13 protein-coding genes are annotated in these 19,246 nt (G+C 38.2%); 8 read left to right on the plus strand and 5 right to left on the minus strand.

The features are described from left to right. Positions 1 to 2,060, minus strand: a 2,060-nt coding sequence (locus BVH04_RS18900; protein WP_140160617.1) for a hypothetical protein, incomplete at its 3' end; no start/stop codon positions are given. 521 nt (positions 2,061 to 2,581) lie between these two features. Between BVH04_RS18900 and BVH04_RS18905 the strand changes: the two genes are divergently transcribed. From BVH04_RS18905 to BVH04_RS18915, 4 genes are all read left to right on the plus strand, one after another. Next, on the plus strand, positions 2,582 to 2,932 hold the full coding sequence (locus BVH04_RS18905) for a thermonuclease family protein (protein ID WP_240510981.1): 351 nt from the start codon (positions 2,582 to 2,584) through the stop codon (positions 2,930 to 2,932). Beyond that, positions 2,911 to 2,976 (plus strand): hypothetical protein, encoded by a 66-nt coding sequence (locus BVH04_RS26195; protein ID WP_240510984.1) that lies wholly within the window; start codon positions 2,911 to 2,913, stop codon positions 2,974 to 2,976. The genes BVH04_RS18905 and BVH04_RS26195 overlap by 22 nt, the downstream gene beginning before the upstream one ends. A 120-nt stretch (positions 2,977 to 3,096) precedes the next feature. Further along, positions 3,097 to 8,037, plus strand: coding sequence for a PKD domain-containing protein (locus BVH04_RS18910; protein ID WP_086543040.1), 4,941 nt, complete (start codon positions 3,097 to 3,099; stop codon positions 8,035 to 8,037). Further along, positions 8,034 to 9,056 (plus strand): PorP/SprF family type IX secretion system membrane protein, encoded by a 1,023-nt coding sequence (locus tag BVH04_RS18915; protein WP_086543041.1) that lies wholly within the window; start codon positions 8,034 to 8,036, stop codon positions 9,054 to 9,056. Before BVH04_RS18910 ends, BVH04_RS18915 begins: the two co-directional genes overlap by 4 nt. Before the next feature lie 835 nt (positions 9,057 to 9,891). Here the strand turns inward: BVH04_RS18915 and BVH04_RS18920 are convergent. Continuing rightward, complete coding sequence (locus BVH04_RS18920) at positions 9,892 to 10,152, minus strand: hypothetical protein (RefSeq protein WP_086543042.1); 261 nt, start codon at positions 10,150 to 10,152, stop codon at positions 9,892 to 9,894. A gap of 801 nt (positions 10,153 to 10,953) precedes the next feature. On the opposite strand from BVH04_RS18920, the gene BVH04_RS18935 reads away from it, so the two are divergent. Then, positions 10,954 to 11,550 (plus strand): DUF892 family protein, encoded by a 597-nt coding sequence (locus BVH04_RS18935; RefSeq protein WP_140160618.1) that lies wholly within the window; start codon positions 10,954 to 10,956, stop codon positions 11,548 to 11,550. 568 nt (positions 11,551 to 12,118) lie between these two features. Then, a complete protein-coding gene (locus BVH04_RS18940; protein WP_086543046.1) occupies positions 12,119 to 12,835 on the plus strand; it encodes a hypothetical protein in 717 nt (238 codons plus the stop codon). 369 nt (positions 12,836 to 13,204) lie between these two features. Here BVH04_RS18940 and BVH04_RS18945 read toward each other — a convergent pair whose 3' ends face one another. Next, on the minus strand, positions 13,205 to 13,732 hold the full coding sequence (locus BVH04_RS18945; protein WP_086543047.1) for a DUF421 domain-containing protein: 528 nt from the start codon (positions 13,730 to 13,732) through the stop codon (positions 13,205 to 13,207). A gap of 320 nt (positions 13,733 to 14,052) precedes the next feature. Between BVH04_RS18945 and BVH04_RS18950 the strand changes: the two genes are divergently transcribed. Both BVH04_RS18950 and BVH04_RS18955 read left to right on the plus strand, forming a co-directional pair. Then, positions 14,053 to 14,568, plus strand: coding sequence for a YciE/YciF ferroxidase family protein (locus BVH04_RS18950; protein ID WP_086543048.1), 516 nt, complete (start codon positions 14,053 to 14,055; stop codon positions 14,566 to 14,568). A gap of 302 nt (positions 14,569 to 14,870) precedes the next feature. Continuing rightward, on the plus strand, positions 14,871 to 16,604 hold the full coding sequence (locus BVH04_RS18955) for an FAD/NAD(P)-binding protein (RefSeq protein ID WP_086543049.1): 1,734 nt from the start codon (positions 14,871 to 14,873) through the stop codon (positions 16,602 to 16,604). A gap of 255 nt (positions 16,605 to 16,859) precedes the next feature. Here BVH04_RS18955 and BVH04_RS18960 read toward each other — a convergent pair whose 3' ends face one another. Then, the gene (locus tag BVH04_RS18960; RefSeq protein ID WP_086543050.1) at positions 16,860 to 18,743 is read right to left on the minus strand and encodes an FAD/NAD(P)-binding protein; all 1,884 of its coding nucleotides are present in this window, start codon (positions 18,741 to 18,743) and stop codon (positions 16,860 to 16,862) included. Between the two features lie 2 nt (positions 18,744 to 18,745). Further along, positions 18,746 to 19,033, minus strand: coding sequence for a hypothetical protein (locus tag BVH04_RS18965; protein ID WP_086543051.1), 288 nt, complete (start codon positions 19,031 to 19,033; stop codon positions 18,746 to 18,748). Between the last annotated feature and the right edge of the window lie 213 nt (positions 19,034 to 19,246).

A 19,246-nucleotide genomic window follows, 5' to 3' on the forward strand; every position in this document is an offset into this window, starting at 1 on the left:
AAAAGAGTCCCTAGATGGAGGCTGTTGTGTTCGCAATCATTTTTCAACCACTGTATATAATGCGATAAGCTCTTCGTTTCCCGCTCACTATAATTTGAAAAAGTAAGCCAGCTCATCCACCATACCCTTTCAGGAGCAATCTGCCAAGCAAGGTCATACAGGCTAAACAACTGTGTTTTCAGAATGGGCATTGCTTGCAAATTTGTTATGTGTTTACAGATAAAAAATTCTGCCAGCAGGTCCGGTTTTAGACCCGGAATACCATCTTGCTGATCTTTAGACCCATCTAGCTTAAACAATGATTCCAATTGCTCCCAGAACAATGCATCCTCCCATTGATCTGCCAGTTTTTTGAACAAACTATTCTCGCGTATTTTCTCTATATCCTCAAAACTTAAATATTCTAAAATCGCCGCTAGCCAAATCATATTCTTTAGTGGGCTTCGTAGCTTTTCATCTGCCCAGAGTTTGTTTTGACCCCAGACTTTTGATTCCAAACGATTCAAATGATAGCTGAGGTTATCGTTGGTGTTCCAGCCAGTAATATCCTCACCTTCCCGCAAAGCTACAGCGGTAAAAAAAGCAAAAAGTGGCCTTTTCTCTGGATCCTGCTTATCCAACTCTGTCAGGATTTCTTGCTTTCTGGCAATAATTGAGGCTAATATCTCTTGTTCATCAGATTCGCTGATCACTTGCTTAATGATTTCCCAGCGGGCTTCTTCCTCCAATTCACTTAGGTCATAGGGCTTTTCTTCTTCATTCAGAACATATGAAAAATAATGAGACCGCGTTTTGGTATTAAAAAGACTTTGCCTTAAGTCTTTATCAAACTCACGCTCCAAAAGAATCACCCGTACTTTGTATTCAAATTTATCTTGCTCTGCAAGAGATGCTAGAGTCTCCAGAATACTCCCTACTTTCTCTTTCTCACTTTTGACATAATCCAACACAACCAAAGTAGCAGCCCTTGGCTTAAATGACTCCCAATCAAAGTGTTGGTTTTTATCCTGATCACTGAAACCTGCTATCCACCTAATCTCTCCCGCCCTGAGGCATATTTCATTGGCCAACCGGCTTTTTCCGGCTCCTCCAAGCCCACTGATGGCATAGAACAAAAATTTTCTTTCATCCATCAAAAAATCTGTCAGTGTCTCGATAGCATGGTATCTCCCCTGAAATGTGGTGTAAAGGCTCTTGAAAGAAAACTGATCGCGGATATCTGTTTTCCGTACCTGATTGCGGGTTAGTTTAAGTGCCCACTGCTCCAGTATTTCATTCCGAAGCCCTAAAAATTCAGCTGATGCTTTTTCTCTACTTTCCAGAACACTTTTTTCGATGCTTGTCAGCTTCGCCTCTAGAAGATTAACAATATCCAATAAGCTTTCTACATTTTGACCAATCTTACCTAGGTAGGTGACAGAATTTTCCAGGAGCTGGGTCTGGTAAGCTTTTCGGGCGGGTTCGCTATTATGGAGATTTTGAAGTAAATGAAAGCGGAAGCGATCCCTGAATCCATCAATAAGAGCTTTGCGAACACCCTCTTCGTGCTCCTTCCTGAATTCTGGAAGATAAATGGCTTCTGACTCTAATACTTTCTCAATCAAAGCAGCCGGATCAAGTTGCTGATTAGCCTCTAGGATCTTTTTGATCCGTTTCTCATTTTGAAGCGCTTTTTCCAAAGGCAAGAAAAAGTGCTCTTCCAAAGACTTATTTAGGGTATAATTCTCATTCAGATCAGGAATCGAAAAACCATATTCTATAGATTTCAGTCTCCACCAATCCGTTTTGAAACTATTTTTTTCAATAAAATCATTCTTTACGGATTCAATAGTTTTAGAAATAGTTTTTTGAAATGCTTCCTCCAGCTGCTTGTTCAGTTTAGGTTCTTTGGAGAGGTGATTTGTTGCCAAACCACATAAAACATTTCCACCTACATTAGGTAAGGACTGGAGTATGGCCGCGATTCCTGTACCTGCAAGGGATGCCGTACCACCAGTTAAAAACACATCCATACAAATCGCTGTGGATAGAAGGAAACCTGCTTGTCTAGAAATATTCATAAAAATAAAATTTAATGACCTAGTTAAAAGAATCCACAATCTTGTGCTTTAGAAATTCTATTGATAGCAGACCTTTAATATACTATGATTAAATAAATGAAAATCTGTATTTCGAACCAAGTAAAAAAACAACTATTTAAGACTTTTAAATCTTGGAGTAGTCTGATTGGTTGGATACTAGAAGTAAGAATATCTTACTCATTTTCTAAATGAATATTTTGGGTACCCGCAATGATGCCAGTAACCTTATTTTCTTTGCTCATGGGGACCGAAGACCGAAGACGGAAAACCGAAAACCAGAATTCAATGTGTCTTTGGATCTTCGATCCTATAAATTTTCAACTGTCAAGATTCCGTATCCTCACATTACTTAATCATTTGAAATGAAGAACGTCTAACAACTACCCTTTAACTTTTCTCGTCAATTCCTGTCGATTTCAGAAAACTATGTTCTGAAGTATCGTTTAGATTAAACTAATTCCTATTTTGTGTCTTCAAAAAAACTCTTCAAGCTTTTAAAAATGAAGTTTATCAAATCAATTACCATTTTATTTCTCATAGTTTTCCTCTTTGGATCAATACCTTCTCAAGATCAGACAGCCTATTTGGAGATAGCTAAGTTCGTGGATGGCGATACATTTTGGGTGAAATACCCATATGGGAAGGAGGAGAAGATTCGATTTATTGGTATGAATACCCCTGAATCGAGAAATACTGGCAGAACTAAAATCGAGTACTTTGGTAAAGAAGCGTCAGAAAATGTGCGTCAATTACCTACAGTAAAGAAGGTAAGACTTGAATATGATGTGCACGAAATGACAGGTACCAGAGAACACTTGCCTATATCTATTTGGAGGATGGGACATTCTTAAATGCACATTTACTGGAAGAAGGATATGCAATGGCAGCAACCTAACCACCTAATGTAAAATATGTAGATCTTTTCGTGGAGCTTGAGCAAAAAGCCAGGGCACAAGAAAAAGGGTTGTGGGGAGATCGTTAAAAAGTAGTAGGTCACAGGTTAATTTCGTTTTTCATGGTAAATAAGTTGACACGAGGGATTGCCCTTGGTTTCTTTCTATTTGGGCTGATTGTCTCTTTAACGATCCTTGGAGCAGGACGGGATTGGTTAACTCTTAATCCTTTGCTTTTGAAAGGAGTGGGTGTTGATCCTGTGGCAGACTTTACCTTTTCGCCCAATGGTAATTGTGCAAATGTCCCTGTTAAATTCACCAATGCCTCTACCGGAAATGAATTGACCTATGAATGGGATTTTGGAGATGGCAAAAAATCAACTTCGAAAGATCCAACGCACACCTTTTCTTCAGCCACTGGGAATGGGATTGAGTCCTTTGATGTAAAACTCACAGTAAAGGACAAAGATGAGGTAGTCAAAAGTGTAACAAAAACCATAAATGTAAAAGAGATTCCCTCTCTAAACTTAAAAAGTGATCAAGCAGTAACCACTTTTAACAACGTTCAATATTTTATTGTTTGCGACATCCAAAGCTCTGAGTTTACATTCTACAATGCAGAGGCACCAACCGAAAACAATATTTTATATGAAATTGACTGGGGGGATGGAAGCCCATTGTTCGATGCTGCTAATTGGACTGAGTTAAAACATGCGTACTCTGTAGGTATATATAATATTACCTACACTGTAACACCGTCTAATGGATGCAAGGTTAGTAGAAAGTTCGGGGTATTTATTGGCTCAAACCCTTCAGTAGGTTTGGGAACTCCAGGAAACACAAATGTATGCGTAGGAGAAGAACTTACATTTCCGATTTCAGTACCAGCAAATAATCCAGATGGAACTATCTATACGGTTAATTTCTCGGATGGGTCACCTCCTGAAGTTTTTACCCATCCTCCCCCGGCATCTGTTTCGCATATTTTCACAGATGGCTCATGTGGATCACAAGGAAGTGGGTTAATTAACTTTTTTTCTGTAACTATCGTAGCGGCAAATCCATGTTCCTTTTCCCAAGCTTCCGTACTTCCAATTTATGTTTCTGAACCCGCAGTTCCAGAAATAGAGATATCTTCAGATGTTGTTTGTGTAGATGAAACTGTAAAAATTGAAAATATTACAGATTTTACAGGCGAAGTAAGTATCAATGGCAGTTGTAATGTGAATAAAAGATTTGTTTGGGAGATTTTTCCTGAGACCGGTTGGACTTTGTCTAGTGGAAGTCTAGGAAATCAGCCCAATCCGTCAGAGCCAAACTCATGGACATCTGGTTCAGAAGTTATTAATCCCACATTCACTATTCCAGGCACATACACTGTCAAGTTGATGACAGGTAACCGATGTGGACTAGGGGAAGAGACTAAGACTATTGTCGTTATTCCAAAACCAGAACCATCTTTTACCTTAGATAAAACTGAGGTTTGTGGACCTGCCACAGTCAAAGCTACAAACACATCCAACACAGTAGGAATCCCTGAATTAAGCGGTGAGCCAATTTATACTTGGAGTATCAGTTACACTAATGGGGGATGTGGATCAAACTCTGGTTGGGCATTTGCCTCGGGATTTGATAAGAATTCAGAAAGTCCAAGTTTCATATTCAATAAACCTGGAATTTACACCATAGCACTTACTATTACCGTAAGCTGTGGCTCCTTCACGCAAAAGGAAAAAGTAACTATCACTGCTCCCCCGGCTATCCTTCTTGATCCAATGCAGGATAGTTGTGGGCCGACTACCTTTACCCCTAAAGCAACAGTAAGTGCGTGTGGTTCTGATACTCCAACCTATAAATGGACTTTTGAGGGCGGAACTCCTTCATCATCCACCTCCCTTGATCCGGGACCAGTGGCATTTAGTACAGTTGGTGTAAAAAAGATAATGTTAGAAGTCACCTCAGGATGTGGTACTACCATAGCTGAAAAGACGTTTTCAGTTGCAAACCCTCCTAAGATTGACATTGGGCAAGATCAGGAAATTTGCAAAGGAGTAGAAATTGAACTGAAGGGTTTGGTAACTGAAGGAAGTGGAAAGTATAGTTACAAATGGACCAACAGCCCATCAAGTTCTATTGCCGGATCTACGGCGGCAGACATTAAAGTTAAACCTAACCAGACGACAACCTATACTCTTACTGTTTCTGATCAAGACACTCAATGTATCACTTCAGAGCAAGTAGTCATCACTGTAAACCCTGCTCCAACTATCCAATTTAGCCTTCCAGACCAGGAAATATGCTCTGGTGAATCAATACAGGCGATAGCATTAAACTCTTCACCTTCTGGAGAATCTTTCACATGGACAGCAGAAGCAAATGGAGCATCAGGAGTAACTGTTTCAGGAACTAATGAAATCCCCATACAAACACTTACAAATACAACTGGTGAACAAATCAAAGTCATTTACACCGCACTTATCCCTAATTCCAGCCAAGGTAACTGTACGGTTGTTCCAGCCAATTACACTGTCATTGTAAATCCTGAGCCTTCCTATCTAGGTGATAAACTGACAATTTGCAGTGGCGAAGGATTTGACTTTAAGCCTTCCGGGGTAGTTTCTGGCTCTAAATTCACTTGGACAGTTACTTCACCAGTAGGAATAACTGGAGCTACAAATTCAACTCTAGCAGAAACCTCAATAAAACAGCAATTACAAAACAGTACGAATACTCCTCTTGATGTAACCTACACAGTCACTCCTACAATTGGTACTTGTACTGGTCAAGATTTTGCTTTGCTAGTCACCATCCAGCCTGCACCATCTATTACTTTTTCAGAAGAAGATCAAAATCTCTGTACAGGATCTGAATCAAAAGAAGTGAAATTTACTTCAGATGTGTCCGGAGCGACTTTCACCTGGACAGCTGACCCGAAGGGTGTGCAAGGTGTTACAACGTCAGGAACGAGCGCAACGATTCCCGTTCAGAGCCTAATAAATCCTACCAGACTTCCGATCACTGTAGAATATAAAGTGAGCGTAAAAACCAGCTCTGGAGGAATTTGCTCTGGAGCACCAAAAACCTACAGAATCACTGTCAACCCATCGATTACAATAGCTGAAGATATTTCAGATTTCAGCGGATATCAGATCAGTTGCTTTAGTGAGGGCGATGGTTTCATCAAACTCAATCCTTCAGGAGGGAACGGGGTCTTTGCTTTCTCTTGGACTGGTCCAAATGGGTTTACTTCAGCCAATTCTACTATTGAAAACCTTACCCCTGGAATCTATCAAGTTAAGGTGGAAGACGAGTTTGGCTGTTCCTTATCAAAATCATTTGAAATTAAGGAACCAACGAAACTCACTTCATCAGTGGTTTCAACTACGGATGTGCTATGCGCTGGAGACGAATCAGGAGCTATTGAATTAGCAGTGACTGGCGGAGTAGAAGCAGAAGCATATCAATTTGATTGGATAAGAAATGGGGTTCCTTTTCCTTCTATAACTCAAAATCTATCGGCTATTCCTGCAGGAACATATGATGTCACTATATTTGATGCAAATGGATGCTCTTTAATTATTACAGGTATTGAAATTACAGAACCTGCTGCTGCAATTGTCATCAATTATACGAAGACTGATATCAGTTGCTATGGTGCTAATGACGGATCCCTTGATTTGGATGTTAGTGGTGGTTTGCCTCCTTATACTATAAATTGGTCATTTGGATCTTCCCAAAGTGGTTTTGACAACTTGGGTCCCGGCGATTATACCTTGACAGTTTCTGATCAAAGTGGATGTATCAGATCACAAACAATCACTATTGAAGATGCTCCTCTATTTAGAGTTGATCCTGAGGTTAACAATATCACCTGCTTTGGAGCGAAAGATGGGATTATTAAGCTTGACCTCCAAGGTGGATTTGGCGCAACAACTATCAGATGGGATCACGGGGCTGAGCTTGAAGATCTATTCAACCTATCAGCAGGATTCTATGCAGTTACTATTAAAGATCAAACGGATTGTGAAATAAGAAGTGAATTCAATATTGTCGAACCAGCGCTGTTAGCCGTGGAACCTAAAATTACTGATGCATTGGCTTGCGATAACCCTCAGAGTGGTGAGATTCTATTGGGTATTTCTGGCGGAACTCCACCATATGCTATTAAATGGAGCAATGGGCAAACAAGTGGAAACTTATTGGGAATAACATCAGGACAATATGCAGCGACTATTACCGATGCTTCAGGTTGCACGATAAATAAGGTCTTTGAAGTGAAAAGACCACCTGGACTCGCTATTACAGCATTCCAGAGTAGCAAAGTCCAATGTGAACCGAGATTTATAGAAGATGAGATAAACATCACCATATCTGGTGGTATCGCTCCTTATAGCATATCATGGTCTGGCGGTTTAATATCTGCTGATCAAAGAACCATGACTACTACTGAGCCTGGGTATTATGAAGTGACTGTAGTAGACAGGAAGGGGTGTGTAACAACTCAGTCATTTGACGTTGAGAATACAGAAACTATCGCCAAGGCAGATATTGAGTCAGCGGCTTTTGATCAATACAACTCCTACTTGGTCAATTTTGAGATTCAGTTCTGGAATAGATCATTTGGAAAGATTTTAACTTACCACTGGGATTTTGGTGATGGCTCAGAAAGCTTTGATGAAAATCCTAAGCATACTTATGCAGCAGAAGGAGACTATGAGGTAGTGTTGACTGTCACTGATGTATTTGGTTGTCCCGTGGAAGTCAGGAAGAAGATTAGTGTCTTCGACTACTACTTAGTTGTTCCAAATGTATTCACGCCTAATGGTGATGGCATCAATGATTATTTCTTCCCAAGGTTCGTAGGCATTGAATCCTTAGAGTTTTGGGTATTGAACAAATGGGGTGAAACCATCTATCATACTGTTGATTTGAGTTCTCAGGGATGGGATGGCAACCTTAACCGTGAGCCTTCTATTCCAGGAAACTATGTTTACAAACTACGATTCAAAACGCTGGACGGCAGAACTCAGACAATTACAGACCTTTTTATGCTACTGAAATGAGAAAGCTATTTTTATCTACCCTACTTGCTATTGGATTTGTAACGGTCTCCACGGCTCAGGATTTTCATTACTCCCAGTTCTATGCTGCGCCCTTGTATCTGAATCCTGCTTTGACAGGAAGTACAGAATTATCCCGTGTTGGAGTTAACTACCGAAAACAATGGCCTGGTTTGGAACAGGATTTCAATGCCTATTCAGCATACTTTGACCATTATAGTTTTGATCTTAGGAGTGGGATAGGTGTTTCAGTCAATAGTTTTCAAGAGACCAATTTTAATGTCAATACTTCTGATGTTTCCTTCTACTACTCCTACAACCTTCAGATAGCAGATTCATGGAATTTCAGAATGGGAACCCAAGCATCCATAGTAAGACGAAGTGCTGCACTGGATAACCTTGTATTTGGTGATCAGGTGGATCTTTTCAATAGAACTATAAGCACCGCTACGATGGACAATATTCCTGATTTTGATCCATACTCGTATTTAGATTTATCCTTTGGAGGTTTGCTCACCAATAAGAACTTTTGGTTGGGGTCATCCTTTCATCATGTCAATGAACCTCAATTGAGTTATTATCCTGATGATGAAAATGGATACTTACCAATCAAATGGAGCGTACATGGTGGATGGAACTTTCCATTGGGAGCTAACCAGTACTTCGGCTCCAAGTTTGATAACATGGCCTCGATAATGGCTAACTATAAGAAGCAGGGAGCTTTCCAGCAGATAGACATTGGCACCCAACTACTCTACAGATCTGTTATTTCAGGAATAAGCTACAGAGGAATTCCAGGCTTAAGAGATATGCCTAATCAAGACTCTATCATATTCATGCTTGGGCTAAAACTGGAATCAGGAATGGTAATAGGATATAGCTATGATTTTATGGTTTCAAATATTGGTTCTCAAACCAAAGGAGCACATGAGCTTTCAGTTAGGTACCAGTTCTTTATAGGAGATCCAAGACACAGGAATCAAAGGAGTCGTATCCTTAAGTGCTTTGATTTCATGATGTAGGATTAGTTTCTAATTAAAAAAAAGAGCACTGCCCTGATTTTACTGGGTAGTGCTAACCCTTTAAACTTCGATAGGGACGATATGCCACACAGCTAAGACATAGCCAATGATCATACAGTCTTCATCAAATTAAGTCACCTTGTCCTAAAGCATTAGTCTCTTGCCTATTTGTAATGCTTCACAAAAATCCGACTTATCTATATTCATTGGGAGCCAATCTCCCAAACCTTTCCCCCAAAACCCCTGAATAAGCCTCCTGCACCGCATCTGAAATAAATGAATGGCTGATTAAATCCAATACTTTGGACTTCTTTTTTTCAAATCTTGCAAAGACTCTTTCTACTTGCCTTTCTGTTAGCTCCAACTCAGCTCCGAATTCTAAAAAATCCTGCTTGGAGAATTTTCGCTTTCTTATATTCAGCTTGTCATACGGGCATAGAAAAGGTGATAATCATCCCGATGATCCCTCTGATAATCGTCCGTGTATTGAAAATGGTATTTACCGTCATCCATTTCTGTCAGAAGTCAAGCAAGTATATTTTTATGTAGAATTCTGGCGTGTATCGTTATTCATCAGTTCTTCACTACTTACAGGCGATAATCCATGACCAAAAAAGAGTATTTTTTCGATTGATTAAACTCTCAACATTAAAAAAAGCCTGTAAAGAAATTCTTTACAGGCTTATATGGGATTGAAAGCTCTATATTTTTTAAATAATAGAAATTCCGACGCGTCATTCATGTAGATTATCTACCTGATATAAAAGACGCACGTAGAAACTTATCGGATATTGATTTCCGACGTTCTTTCCAATCTTATTTTATTAAAAGGGAGTTACTCGTCGTCCCTTTCCGACCCTTCAGTTTTTACGATTTTGTTATAAACACCGAATAATAAAAACGGTGCAGCCCACTGGCCTACAAATAATGCAGTGTGGTTTTGCTTAGCCACCTTAAGACCCAAGGATGCTACCATAGCACCTACAGCAGCCCATAGGAAAATATCTGAAGGGATTTTTGCAGTTTGATGTTCGATAGCTTTAGCGATTTTGCCCTCTTTCTTTGGAGAGACTTCGTGATAGTCAGGATTTTCCATGATAGTTATTTTTTTGGTTAGTATCTAGTGATATTCAAATCTATTGCCATCACCCATAACTGCCCCAATTACTACATTTTCACTTTCTGAGCGCTCAAGATATAATCATGTTGGGTTTAAAAATCCCGATAATGTTGAAAATTCTCTCTGAGATTAATGAATTCATGTTTGGTAAAATGAGAGCTAGCAAGATCCTATTATTGGGGAATTTATGTACCCGCTTTTCTGCCAGTAAATACAGAGTTCAAACTACAATCAGGCATGGTCAGCCTTTCTTCGGTCAGGGGTCTTGTCTGGTTCTTCCATAACCTGGTATATATAGGAAAAAGTCTTGTCTGCATCTAGTTCAAAACCTAAATGAGAAGTACAAGACTACCTCACCCAAGTAACTGAGCCAACTTAAGAACCCCTTTCTGCAAAAACTACCGTAAAGACATATTATAAGCTAGGATTTAAATGTAGTCAAATCGACCAATAAGGTTTGTGTGAAATCAGTCGCAATTATTTATGGTTAACATGGCTTTACAGCCGTCTTGATTAAAACGCGAAATACTCCTAATACAATCAAAAATTAAAGGTGACAATAAGTATCAGAATATCATCAGATCAACTTTAATTAAAAGCATATCAATGCATGCGCATAGGTTATCAGCTGAATGAAAAAGATGATTTTCTCTCAATTAGCGTTCGTCATAGGAGATTTTTATGCTCAAATCGTGGAATCTCGGTACAAATTGAGAATCAAAAAAATACGTTTCAAAACCATAAATATGCAGACTACAGCGTAGATAGAGTAAAAAGGTGGATTTTTATTATAGAAGTTGGTTGGCAATAAATTTGGATATTCTGATTTATAGAATAAACCTACCTCACGCAACTGTTATGATAATTCAAGCAAAATATTCAACTCAGGAATTCGAGCAACTTTTTATTGATCTGATAAAAAAAATTTATTGGGCAGAAAGGCATCTTGCAAGAGTATTACCCAAAATTATCTCAGGTGTATCTTGTCACAAAATTTCACACGCAATTTACAAGCATTTAGAAGATACTCAGGAACACGTAAATCGGCTGGAAGAAGTATTTAAAAATCTTCAGGTGAAATCTCATCCAAAAAAATGTCATAAAATCGAAGGACTTCTGAAAGAAGCGCGAACCATTATAGATGATACTGCTGCCGATTCTATGTTAAGAGATGCAGATATAATTATTGCCAGCCAAAGAGTTCTACATTACAAAATCTCTTCTTATGGATCATTAGTAAAGATTGCTGTAAAAATGGAAATTAAAGATATTGCGGAAATCCTAATTAAGACATTAGATGAAGAAAGAGAAACTGATTCTATTTTGACAAGGTTGGCTATATCAAGAATCCAGAAAGTATCCATAAGGGCGTAGGTGAAAAAAGTGTGAATTATTTAGAGACTTTTTAAGTTATGACGACACGTTATAAATCAATCCATTTCTAAAAAAAATTTGATAGTAAAACTATGCTTAAGTAAATTATCTTAATTCAAAGGTGGAATGCTTAAATAGCAAGCTACTATTACTACACATTATAGATAGAGCCAATTCGAATCTTGAATAGAAATTAAACTGGAAATTTTTCAAAAAATTGCATGATTAACTATAAGTTTAGCGAATGTGAATGGAACTATATATGTTGACAATTTTTATCATCAGTCTACTTAAGTTTTCTTTGGTATAGATGCCGCTATTATCAAGGTGGCAGTTGGGCTCACAATTGCCTAGTTAGCAGTTATCTCAGGGATGACCGGTGTACGGTCCATTAAATATTTTGAGCAAAAAAATTCTTTCCATCGCGGATTAAAATCTTGTATTTGTGGGAAGGAGATTTTCCACGAATTGAATTGCTCACCAAACAGAATTTGCAATTCCTAGAAAAATAAGCTCAGTTTTTGGAAAAGAACATTTTAACCAATTCATTGTTAAACCTTAAAACCTTATGAGTAATCAAATTACTACCGTGACTCTTTTTCGGTTTGATAATAGAAGGGATAAATTTTGGGCTTTAAAAATGATGCGACTTGCGATCCCGCATCTCGAAAACATCAAGGGGTGTACTTTTTTCAAAGTCATGGGAAGTGGCGCCGGTGGAGGATTTAGTATATTCCCAGATTTAGGCACTTATGCAATTCTACAAGTTTGGGACAATGAAGATTTAGCAAATGATTTTTTCAAAACCTCTCAAATTTTTGAAGATTATAAAGATCATTCAGAAGAACATTGGATCACTTACGCGAAAAATATTTCTGGCAAAGGAACTTGGCTTGGAAGTAACCCTTTCAAACCAAATGATGAGATTGACGTGAATAACAAATCTTTAATGTTCATCACGAGAGCGACGGTTAGGTGGAAAAGCATGTTGAAATTTTGGTCTCTGGTACCCTTGTCACAAAAGTCCTACGCGGGAAACACTGGCTTACTTTATACAAAAGGTTTAGGTGAACTTCCTGTTGTAGAAATGGCTACTTATAGTTTATGGAAGTCAGAAAAGGACTTATTGAAGTTTTCGCATGATCCCAAGGGACATGGGAAAGTAGCCAAACTTGAATTAAAAAATAATTGGTTCAAAGAAAGTTTATTCGCTCGTTTTCAGCCTTACAAAATCGACGGTACCTGGAGTTCTGCAGACTTGGAGGAAATTCAATCTCATTTTTAGAAGCTATAGAGGATCACTTTGCTGATCTCAAAGTGCTCTACGCCTTATACAGATCAAACTATCTCATTTTCGTTGAGAGAACGATTTCGAAAAACTTTATTCGTCCTTAAACTCTGACAGCTCATCCAGCCGAAATCGGGGAATAGGCTAACATGACTCTTTAATATACATTTCAATTTTGCAAGCCAGAAGGCATGAAAACTTTGAAAAAACATGTTCCAGCCTTTTAGATTTGCGCTTAGAATCATAGTCGTTGGATATCTCTACACCATTTTGGCTCCATGATATAAGTTTCTGATTCTGAATACAACAAGCTTTTGCTTTGCCTATTTTGTTTCACACTGACACGCAACGGGAGTACTTCCAAAGTCATTTATATAAAAAATTTCCCAAGCTTGGAATAGTGCTTACTTTTCCTCTGGGTTTTTTCTCTATTATCGATAGATCACCTGTAGTCTCTAATATGATCACATAGACATCATCTAAATTTGAAAAACCTTGAAGCCTACCTGCATTAAGAATTTCTTCTTTTGATAGCCGCTCTTTTTTCATTTCCTTATGAAGAAACCTTCCTCCATAGAATACTATAGTTGGTTTGCTAGTAATGAAAGTTCGAAAACCTTCAACCTTAACCGATAAGTAGGTAAGGAGAAACTGCATAAATATAAATAGCGAGAAAGATAGAACTCCGTCCAACAAGCTGATATTTTTATTAAGGGAAATTGACGCAAGGCAAGATCCGAGCGCAACTGTGACCACGAAGTCAAATGCATTCATTTTCGATAAGGTTCTTTTGCCAGAGATCCTCAGAATGATAACAATAGCGACATATCCCAGTACGGTAAGTATAATCGTTCTGACCGTGCCCTCCCATCCAGAGAAAAAGATGTTTTCCATTTTTCAGTTTATTAAAGTGATATTTGATATTGGTAGCTCCACATATCATTCCTAACCTAGTTGATTCCTAATTTATGCTTAATTTGAAAATAGAATATTTGAAAAATTTTAGTCAAAATTTCATTGGGAATTTTCTTCTCATCTAGTAGAATAACCTCAGCATTTTGATGATAGGTTTATTTCTGGTCTAAGTCTTATTTGCCCAGATTATTCTATTTTACGCGTATTGAGATGTGTTTTGTTGAAAAGTAGGTGTGGGCTTTAAAATTGATTGGTAGGATTAGTATCTAAAATCAATTTAACCTAAAAATCCAATTTTTATGGCAACTCAATCAAAGTCGAAAGACTCAAAATTTAAAGAATTATTTATCGATGAGCTCAAAGATATATATTGGGCAGAAAAACATTTGGTGAAAGCCCTTCCTAAAATGAGCAAAGGAGCTACTTCAAAAAAGCTAGCAGATGCTATTGATAAACATCTTGAAGAAACAAAAGAGCAAATAAAACGGATCGAAGATGTTTTCGAAATCCTTGGAATGAAAGCTCAAGCTAAAAAATGTGAAGCCATGGACGGCCTAGTAAAAGAAGCAGAAAGCATACTGGAGGACACTGAAGCGGAGACTATGGTAAGAGATGCCGGGATCATTATCGCAAGTCAGAAGGTTGAGCATTATGAAATAGCATCTTATGGAACCTTGGTGGCCTTCGCGAAAAAAATGGGAATGGGCGATATTGCTGACCTTTTATCTAAAACTTTAGAAGAAGAGAAAAAAACAGATGTCTCTTTAACTAAATTGGCTGAATCTGAAATTAATGAGGAGGCTGCGGCGGAATAATAATAATAAAAGCGGATAGGGACTTCCTATCCGCTTTATTTTTTTATCAACGGCTATAATCTGACTAATTAAATCCTTCAGCATTGCCTTAAAGTTTTATTTCCTCGCCATTTTCGTGCAATTCAATAGGCCTGGCGAAGTCTTTAAAATGAATTTCATATGCTTTCAATCAATCGCTTTTTATAAATTTCAATCCAAGGCTCTCTATAAATATTTTTATTTCTTTACTGGCACGATTGAAGATATTTAGAATTACTAATCACCCAAAATTTCTGTTTATACGACCATTCAATTTTATATAGATGCAAACAATTGCTTTAATAGGTGGCGGACCCGCTTCACTTTTCATTTTCAAAAGGATAGTGGAAGCAGAGCTAACCGAGTATAAGATTCATATTTTCGAGCAACACGATAAACTGGGGGCTGGTATGCCATACAGTAAATACGGGGCTTCTAAGGAACATATTACCAACGTTTCAGATAATGAAATACCTGAAATCAAAACTCACGTGAAAGAGTGGATTTCAGATGCTTCGACAGGAATTCTTCAAGAATTTGATATGGAACAGGTTAAGCTTAATGAATATAAGGTGTTACCCAGACTTTTATTTGGAGAATACCTAGCTGGGCAGTTCGAGTTACTTTTAGAAGAAGCAAGAAAATTAGGCATTCAAACTGAAATACATTTGAAAACTCGGGTGATCGATGTAATAGATATTGAGCCCAAAGATAAAGTAGAGGTAGTGATCTCTTCTGGCGAGAAATTTAATTTTGAAAAAGTAGTAATCTGTACTGGGCATTCTTTTCCCAGAGATAAAGAAGAGAAATTAGCTGGCTGGTTTGATTCTCCATATCCACCTGAAAAATTAGCTCTAGAAATCAATCATGAAGTGGCTATTCGTGGGGCTTCACTTACAGCCGTAGATGCAGTTCGGACATTAGCCCGAGCGAATGGAAGTTTTTCAACTAATTTGGATGGAACGTATAGGTATTTTTTAAAAGAGAGAAGTAAAGGCTTTAAAATTATTATGCACTCATTGGGAGGATTGCTCCCATCACTGAGGTTTCATTTGGAAGAAAGCCAACCGGATCCTTCAGACCTTTTGTCAGAAATGGAAATGAAAGACATTATGGATAGAAATAATGGCTTTATTCCACTTGATTATCTATTTGACATAAATTTCAGAAAGGTGCTGTCGAAAAAGCAACCTACGCTTTACAATGCTACTGAAGGGAAATCCATAGAACAATTCATAGACTTCATGATGGAAAAGCGCCTACATAAAGATGCTTTCGAATTGTTCAAAGCAGAATTTGATGAGGCAGAACGATCTATAGAGGAACATGATCCAATCGTATGGAAAGAAACATTAACGGAACTGAGCTATGTGATTAATTACGCGGTTAAGCATTTCTCTGCAGAAGACATGCTTCGATTTAAAAAAACCCTGAATCCGCTGATTGCCATAATTATTGCATTTGTACCCCAGAGTTCGGCAAGAGAAATCTTAGCTCTGCACAAGGAAGGTTTGCTTGATTTGGTCAATGTAGATAAAGATAGTTCAATAGAACCGTCACCCATTGGAGGTGGTACCTACACCTACCAAAATGAGGAGAAGGAGAAAATCCAGAAGCACTATAAAATATATATCGATGCTTTGGGCCAAAAACCATTCTTTTTCAATCAACTACCATTTAAGGGCTTAATAAATAAGGACACGCTCTGTCCCGCATATCTTCGTTTTGCTGATACAGAAAATGCAAAGAAAGAAATCGAGGCAGGAAACAAGGAAGTTATCCAAGAAGCTTCTGGAGATTTTATGCTTCAGTTGCCCGGAATTTGTATCAACGACCATTTTCAGCCAGAAAATCAGAATGGAGTTGCGAGTACAAGGTTGTTTATAATGGCTGTTCCGATTATTTCAGGAATGAACCCAGATTACTCTGGGTTGGATTTCTGTGAAGTGGCTTCAGAAAAAATAATTCAGAAATTGACTAATATGAGTCTACGGAATTCTGCCCCTATCCAAATCTAATTTCATAATCACCTCGGTAAGCTTGGTCTCCGGAGCAAATTATGAATAAAAGAAAACTCCGGAGGCCGAGCTTTTCGAGGTCAATAGGAACGATCGAAAATCTAAGACACAACGAATTTTGATTTACGGCCTTCTTCGGGGTTCTCCTACTTATTATAAAGCTTCAATATTCCGATTTCGATGAAATGTGCCTTGTTATGGATATTGATAGCCGAACCATAGTCAGTCCCTAGATTTTTCAATTGCCCTTTTCGACTAAGCAAGTTTAGAACCCATGGATTGGTAATTGGGGTCAATGGAGGTAGAGCTAAATCTAGATTTATGATTACCATGAGAAATACTAAGTTTAATTTTCAACAATTCTTCTGCTACATTATTTGCCCAAGTATTTGCAAAATCATTTCTCGTCCGAGACAAAGTATCATTATCCAGAGTCATTCCCTCTGTCGGTGTTCCATACAAGGTGATTTGCGAAACTACCGAACCATGTTTTGAAACAAGATTACCTGCCTGATTTATTTCAGGCCATTTGAATTGGATAGAATCTTTTACAAAAGGCCTTGCCAATCCGTTTTGTAACAAACTTTGAAAAAGCGGACTATTTCTTTCAGGAAAATTACTTTTGGGAATAGTTGCCTGAACCAGATAGTCAGCCTTGATAGAATGTCCGGATTCGGGTGAGAATATCCAATATGATCCTTCTTCAAACTTTCTAAAATGTGGGGCTTTACCTAGTGTCAGCTTTAGTAATCCCATCTCCATTAAGCAGTGTATTTTTTTCATTGATATAAGAGGTGGGCCATAGCTTATCTGATTAAAACGTCCCAAATAATTACTTTGGAAATCCTGCATAGAGCTCGCCTCAAATCCTCCAAAATTGTAGCATTCAGTTACTATTTCCAGTGCATTTCTCCACACAGCTGATATTTGCTGGAGAGGACTGTTTTCAGGCGGGTAACTTAATTCATCGATGTAATATTCCAATAGCTTCGTGACTGCATAATGGTACACTGAACTATCTTGAAAAACCTGATCCTGAAAAGGAGCAAATAGAGTGGAAAATTTAAACAGTTTGAACCAGTCCACATCTACTTCTGCTCTATTGATAACCGACGAATACCAAACATCTTCCATTTCAGACTTAATCAATGGAAGTAAATCTCTTTCAAAATCAATGGATCCCCAACTGTCTTTCAATGCGTTCAAAGATTTTTTATTTAAAAACTTTGAACGCGAATTTTTAGGAATCTTTCCGCTACGGGGAATCATGGGTAACCCAGATCTGGAAAACGCAAAAATTTCTTTCGGTTCATTTCCACTGGAATGATAAATTATTTCTTCGCCTTCAATCTCAAATCTTCCACCCTTCCCTTCGGTCAGCGCCAATATGGCATCAACGAATGTCAATCCCAATCCTGCTACTGCAACAGAATCGGTATTGGTTATTCTGTTCAATTTCTTTTCAACTGGATAAATAGATTTGATCAACCTATCAGATGTATCAAAAGGAATCAGGGGAATTGGCTGAAAAGAATGTCCAGTCGAAATCATTATACTATCATAGTTGAGTGCCTCATTAGTAAATTTATGGTCAAGCTGGAGAAGTGCTTTGCCTGATTTGATTAGATGACAAGAGGTGACCTCTGCATGGAAAGCTAGCACTGTCACATTAGTGGGCATATTCTTTATAAGTGTGCTTAATACATCCTGCAAATACAAACCCACCAAAGCTCTCGATGCAAAATCTCCAAGTTGTACCGCACGTTCAGTAAGGTTCCGATTTGCAATCCAATCTATGAAGGAAAGCTTATCCTCAGTGCCCATTTCCTCTTCCTTCCATGCATTGATATTTTCGACAGGATAGTTAATCAAAAGAAAATCAGGCTGGTCCGGACTATAATTTGGACCCGAAGCAATATAAGGATGTGAATTGAAAAGATGAACTTCTATCGGTATGGCTGATTTTTCCTGAGAAAGTTTATGTTGAAGTGCTGCAAGACTATAAAGTCCTTTAGGACCTGTACCTATAATAGCCACTGAAAATCCTGTAGGGACTATCAAGGAATAATCCTCAGACCGTAGGATCGGGAGATCTACTTTAGCTGGTTTGGCGATATGATTTTTATTCCAGACAAACATTTCTATAGCATTTCTGAATGTTGTTGGGGAGGATTGATCGTGCTTTTCATCCCTTCATCTGAATAAACAGCATCCAAATAACGCTCTCCACGATCACTGATAAAAAACGCAATCCTGGATTCTGAGGGAAGAGTAGGCAGACTCTTTTCCTTAAAAGACACTATTGCTCTTGTGTATCCCCAGGCTAAAATAGCATCTCTTTCAAGCAGCAGTGGATCTACTGGAATAAGCTTTTCAAATTTAGCTACCGGCGTATGGCCAATAGGAGATAGAACACCAGAGTAATTCATAATTCAAGTTGGTTAGTTTGATTTTGAGCAAAATCCTTAACTCCTGAACTATTTGCAAATGGATAGCCATTCAAACTTTCAGCTCAACATTCATCAATAACTAAGCTTTGAATTCTTTCTTTCCGTGGTAATTCAATGTGCCATTTAAAAAACTAAACCCACTTTTTTAACCTAAAACAATATTTTAAAGCACCTCCAGCTCTCTCAACAAAA

It is taken from the genome of Algoriphagus antarcticus (genome assembly GCF_002150685.1).
GTDB classification, from domain to species: Bacteria; Bacteroidota; Bacteroidia; order Cytophagales; family Cyclobacteriaceae; genus Algoriphagus; species Algoriphagus antarcticus.

Bases quoted from the DNA above. Each gene is read 5' to 3' on its own strand.
- BVH04_RS18905 (WP_240510981.1), top strand. From the start codon at position 2,582: ATGAAGTTTATCAAATCAATTACCATTTTATTTCTCATAGTTTTCCTC.
- BVH04_RS18910 (WP_086543040.1), top strand. From the start codon at position 3,097: ATGGTAAATAAGTTGACACGAGGGATTGCCCTTGGTTTCTTTCTATTT.
- BVH04_RS18915 (WP_086543041.1), top strand. From the start codon at position 8,034: ATGAGAAAGCTATTTTTATCTACCCTACTTGCTATTGGATTTGTAACG.
- BVH04_RS18920 (WP_086543042.1), bottom strand. From the start codon at position 10,152: ATGGAAAATCCTGACTATCACGAAGTCTCTCCAAAGAAAGAGGGCAAA.
- BVH04_RS18940 (WP_086543046.1), top strand. From the start codon at position 12,119: ATGAGTAATCAAATTACTACCGTGACTCTTTTTCGGTTTGATAATAGA.
- BVH04_RS18945 (WP_086543047.1), bottom strand. From the start codon at position 13,732: ATGGAAAACATCTTTTTCTCTGGATGGGAGGGCACGGTCAGAACGATT.
- BVH04_RS18950 (WP_086543048.1), top strand. From the start codon at position 14,053: ATGGCAACTCAATCAAAGTCGAAAGACTCAAAATTTAAAGAATTATTT.
- BVH04_RS18955 (WP_086543049.1), top strand. From the start codon at position 14,871: ATGCAAACAATTGCTTTAATAGGTGGCGGACCCGCTTCACTTTTCATT.
- BVH04_RS18960 (WP_086543050.1), bottom strand. From the start codon at position 18,743: ATGTTTGTCTGGAATAAAAATCATATCGCCAAACCAGCTAAAGTAGAT.
- BVH04_RS18965 (WP_086543051.1), bottom strand. From the start codon at position 19,033: ATGAATTACTCTGGTGTTCTATCTCCTATTGGCCATACGCCGGTAGCT.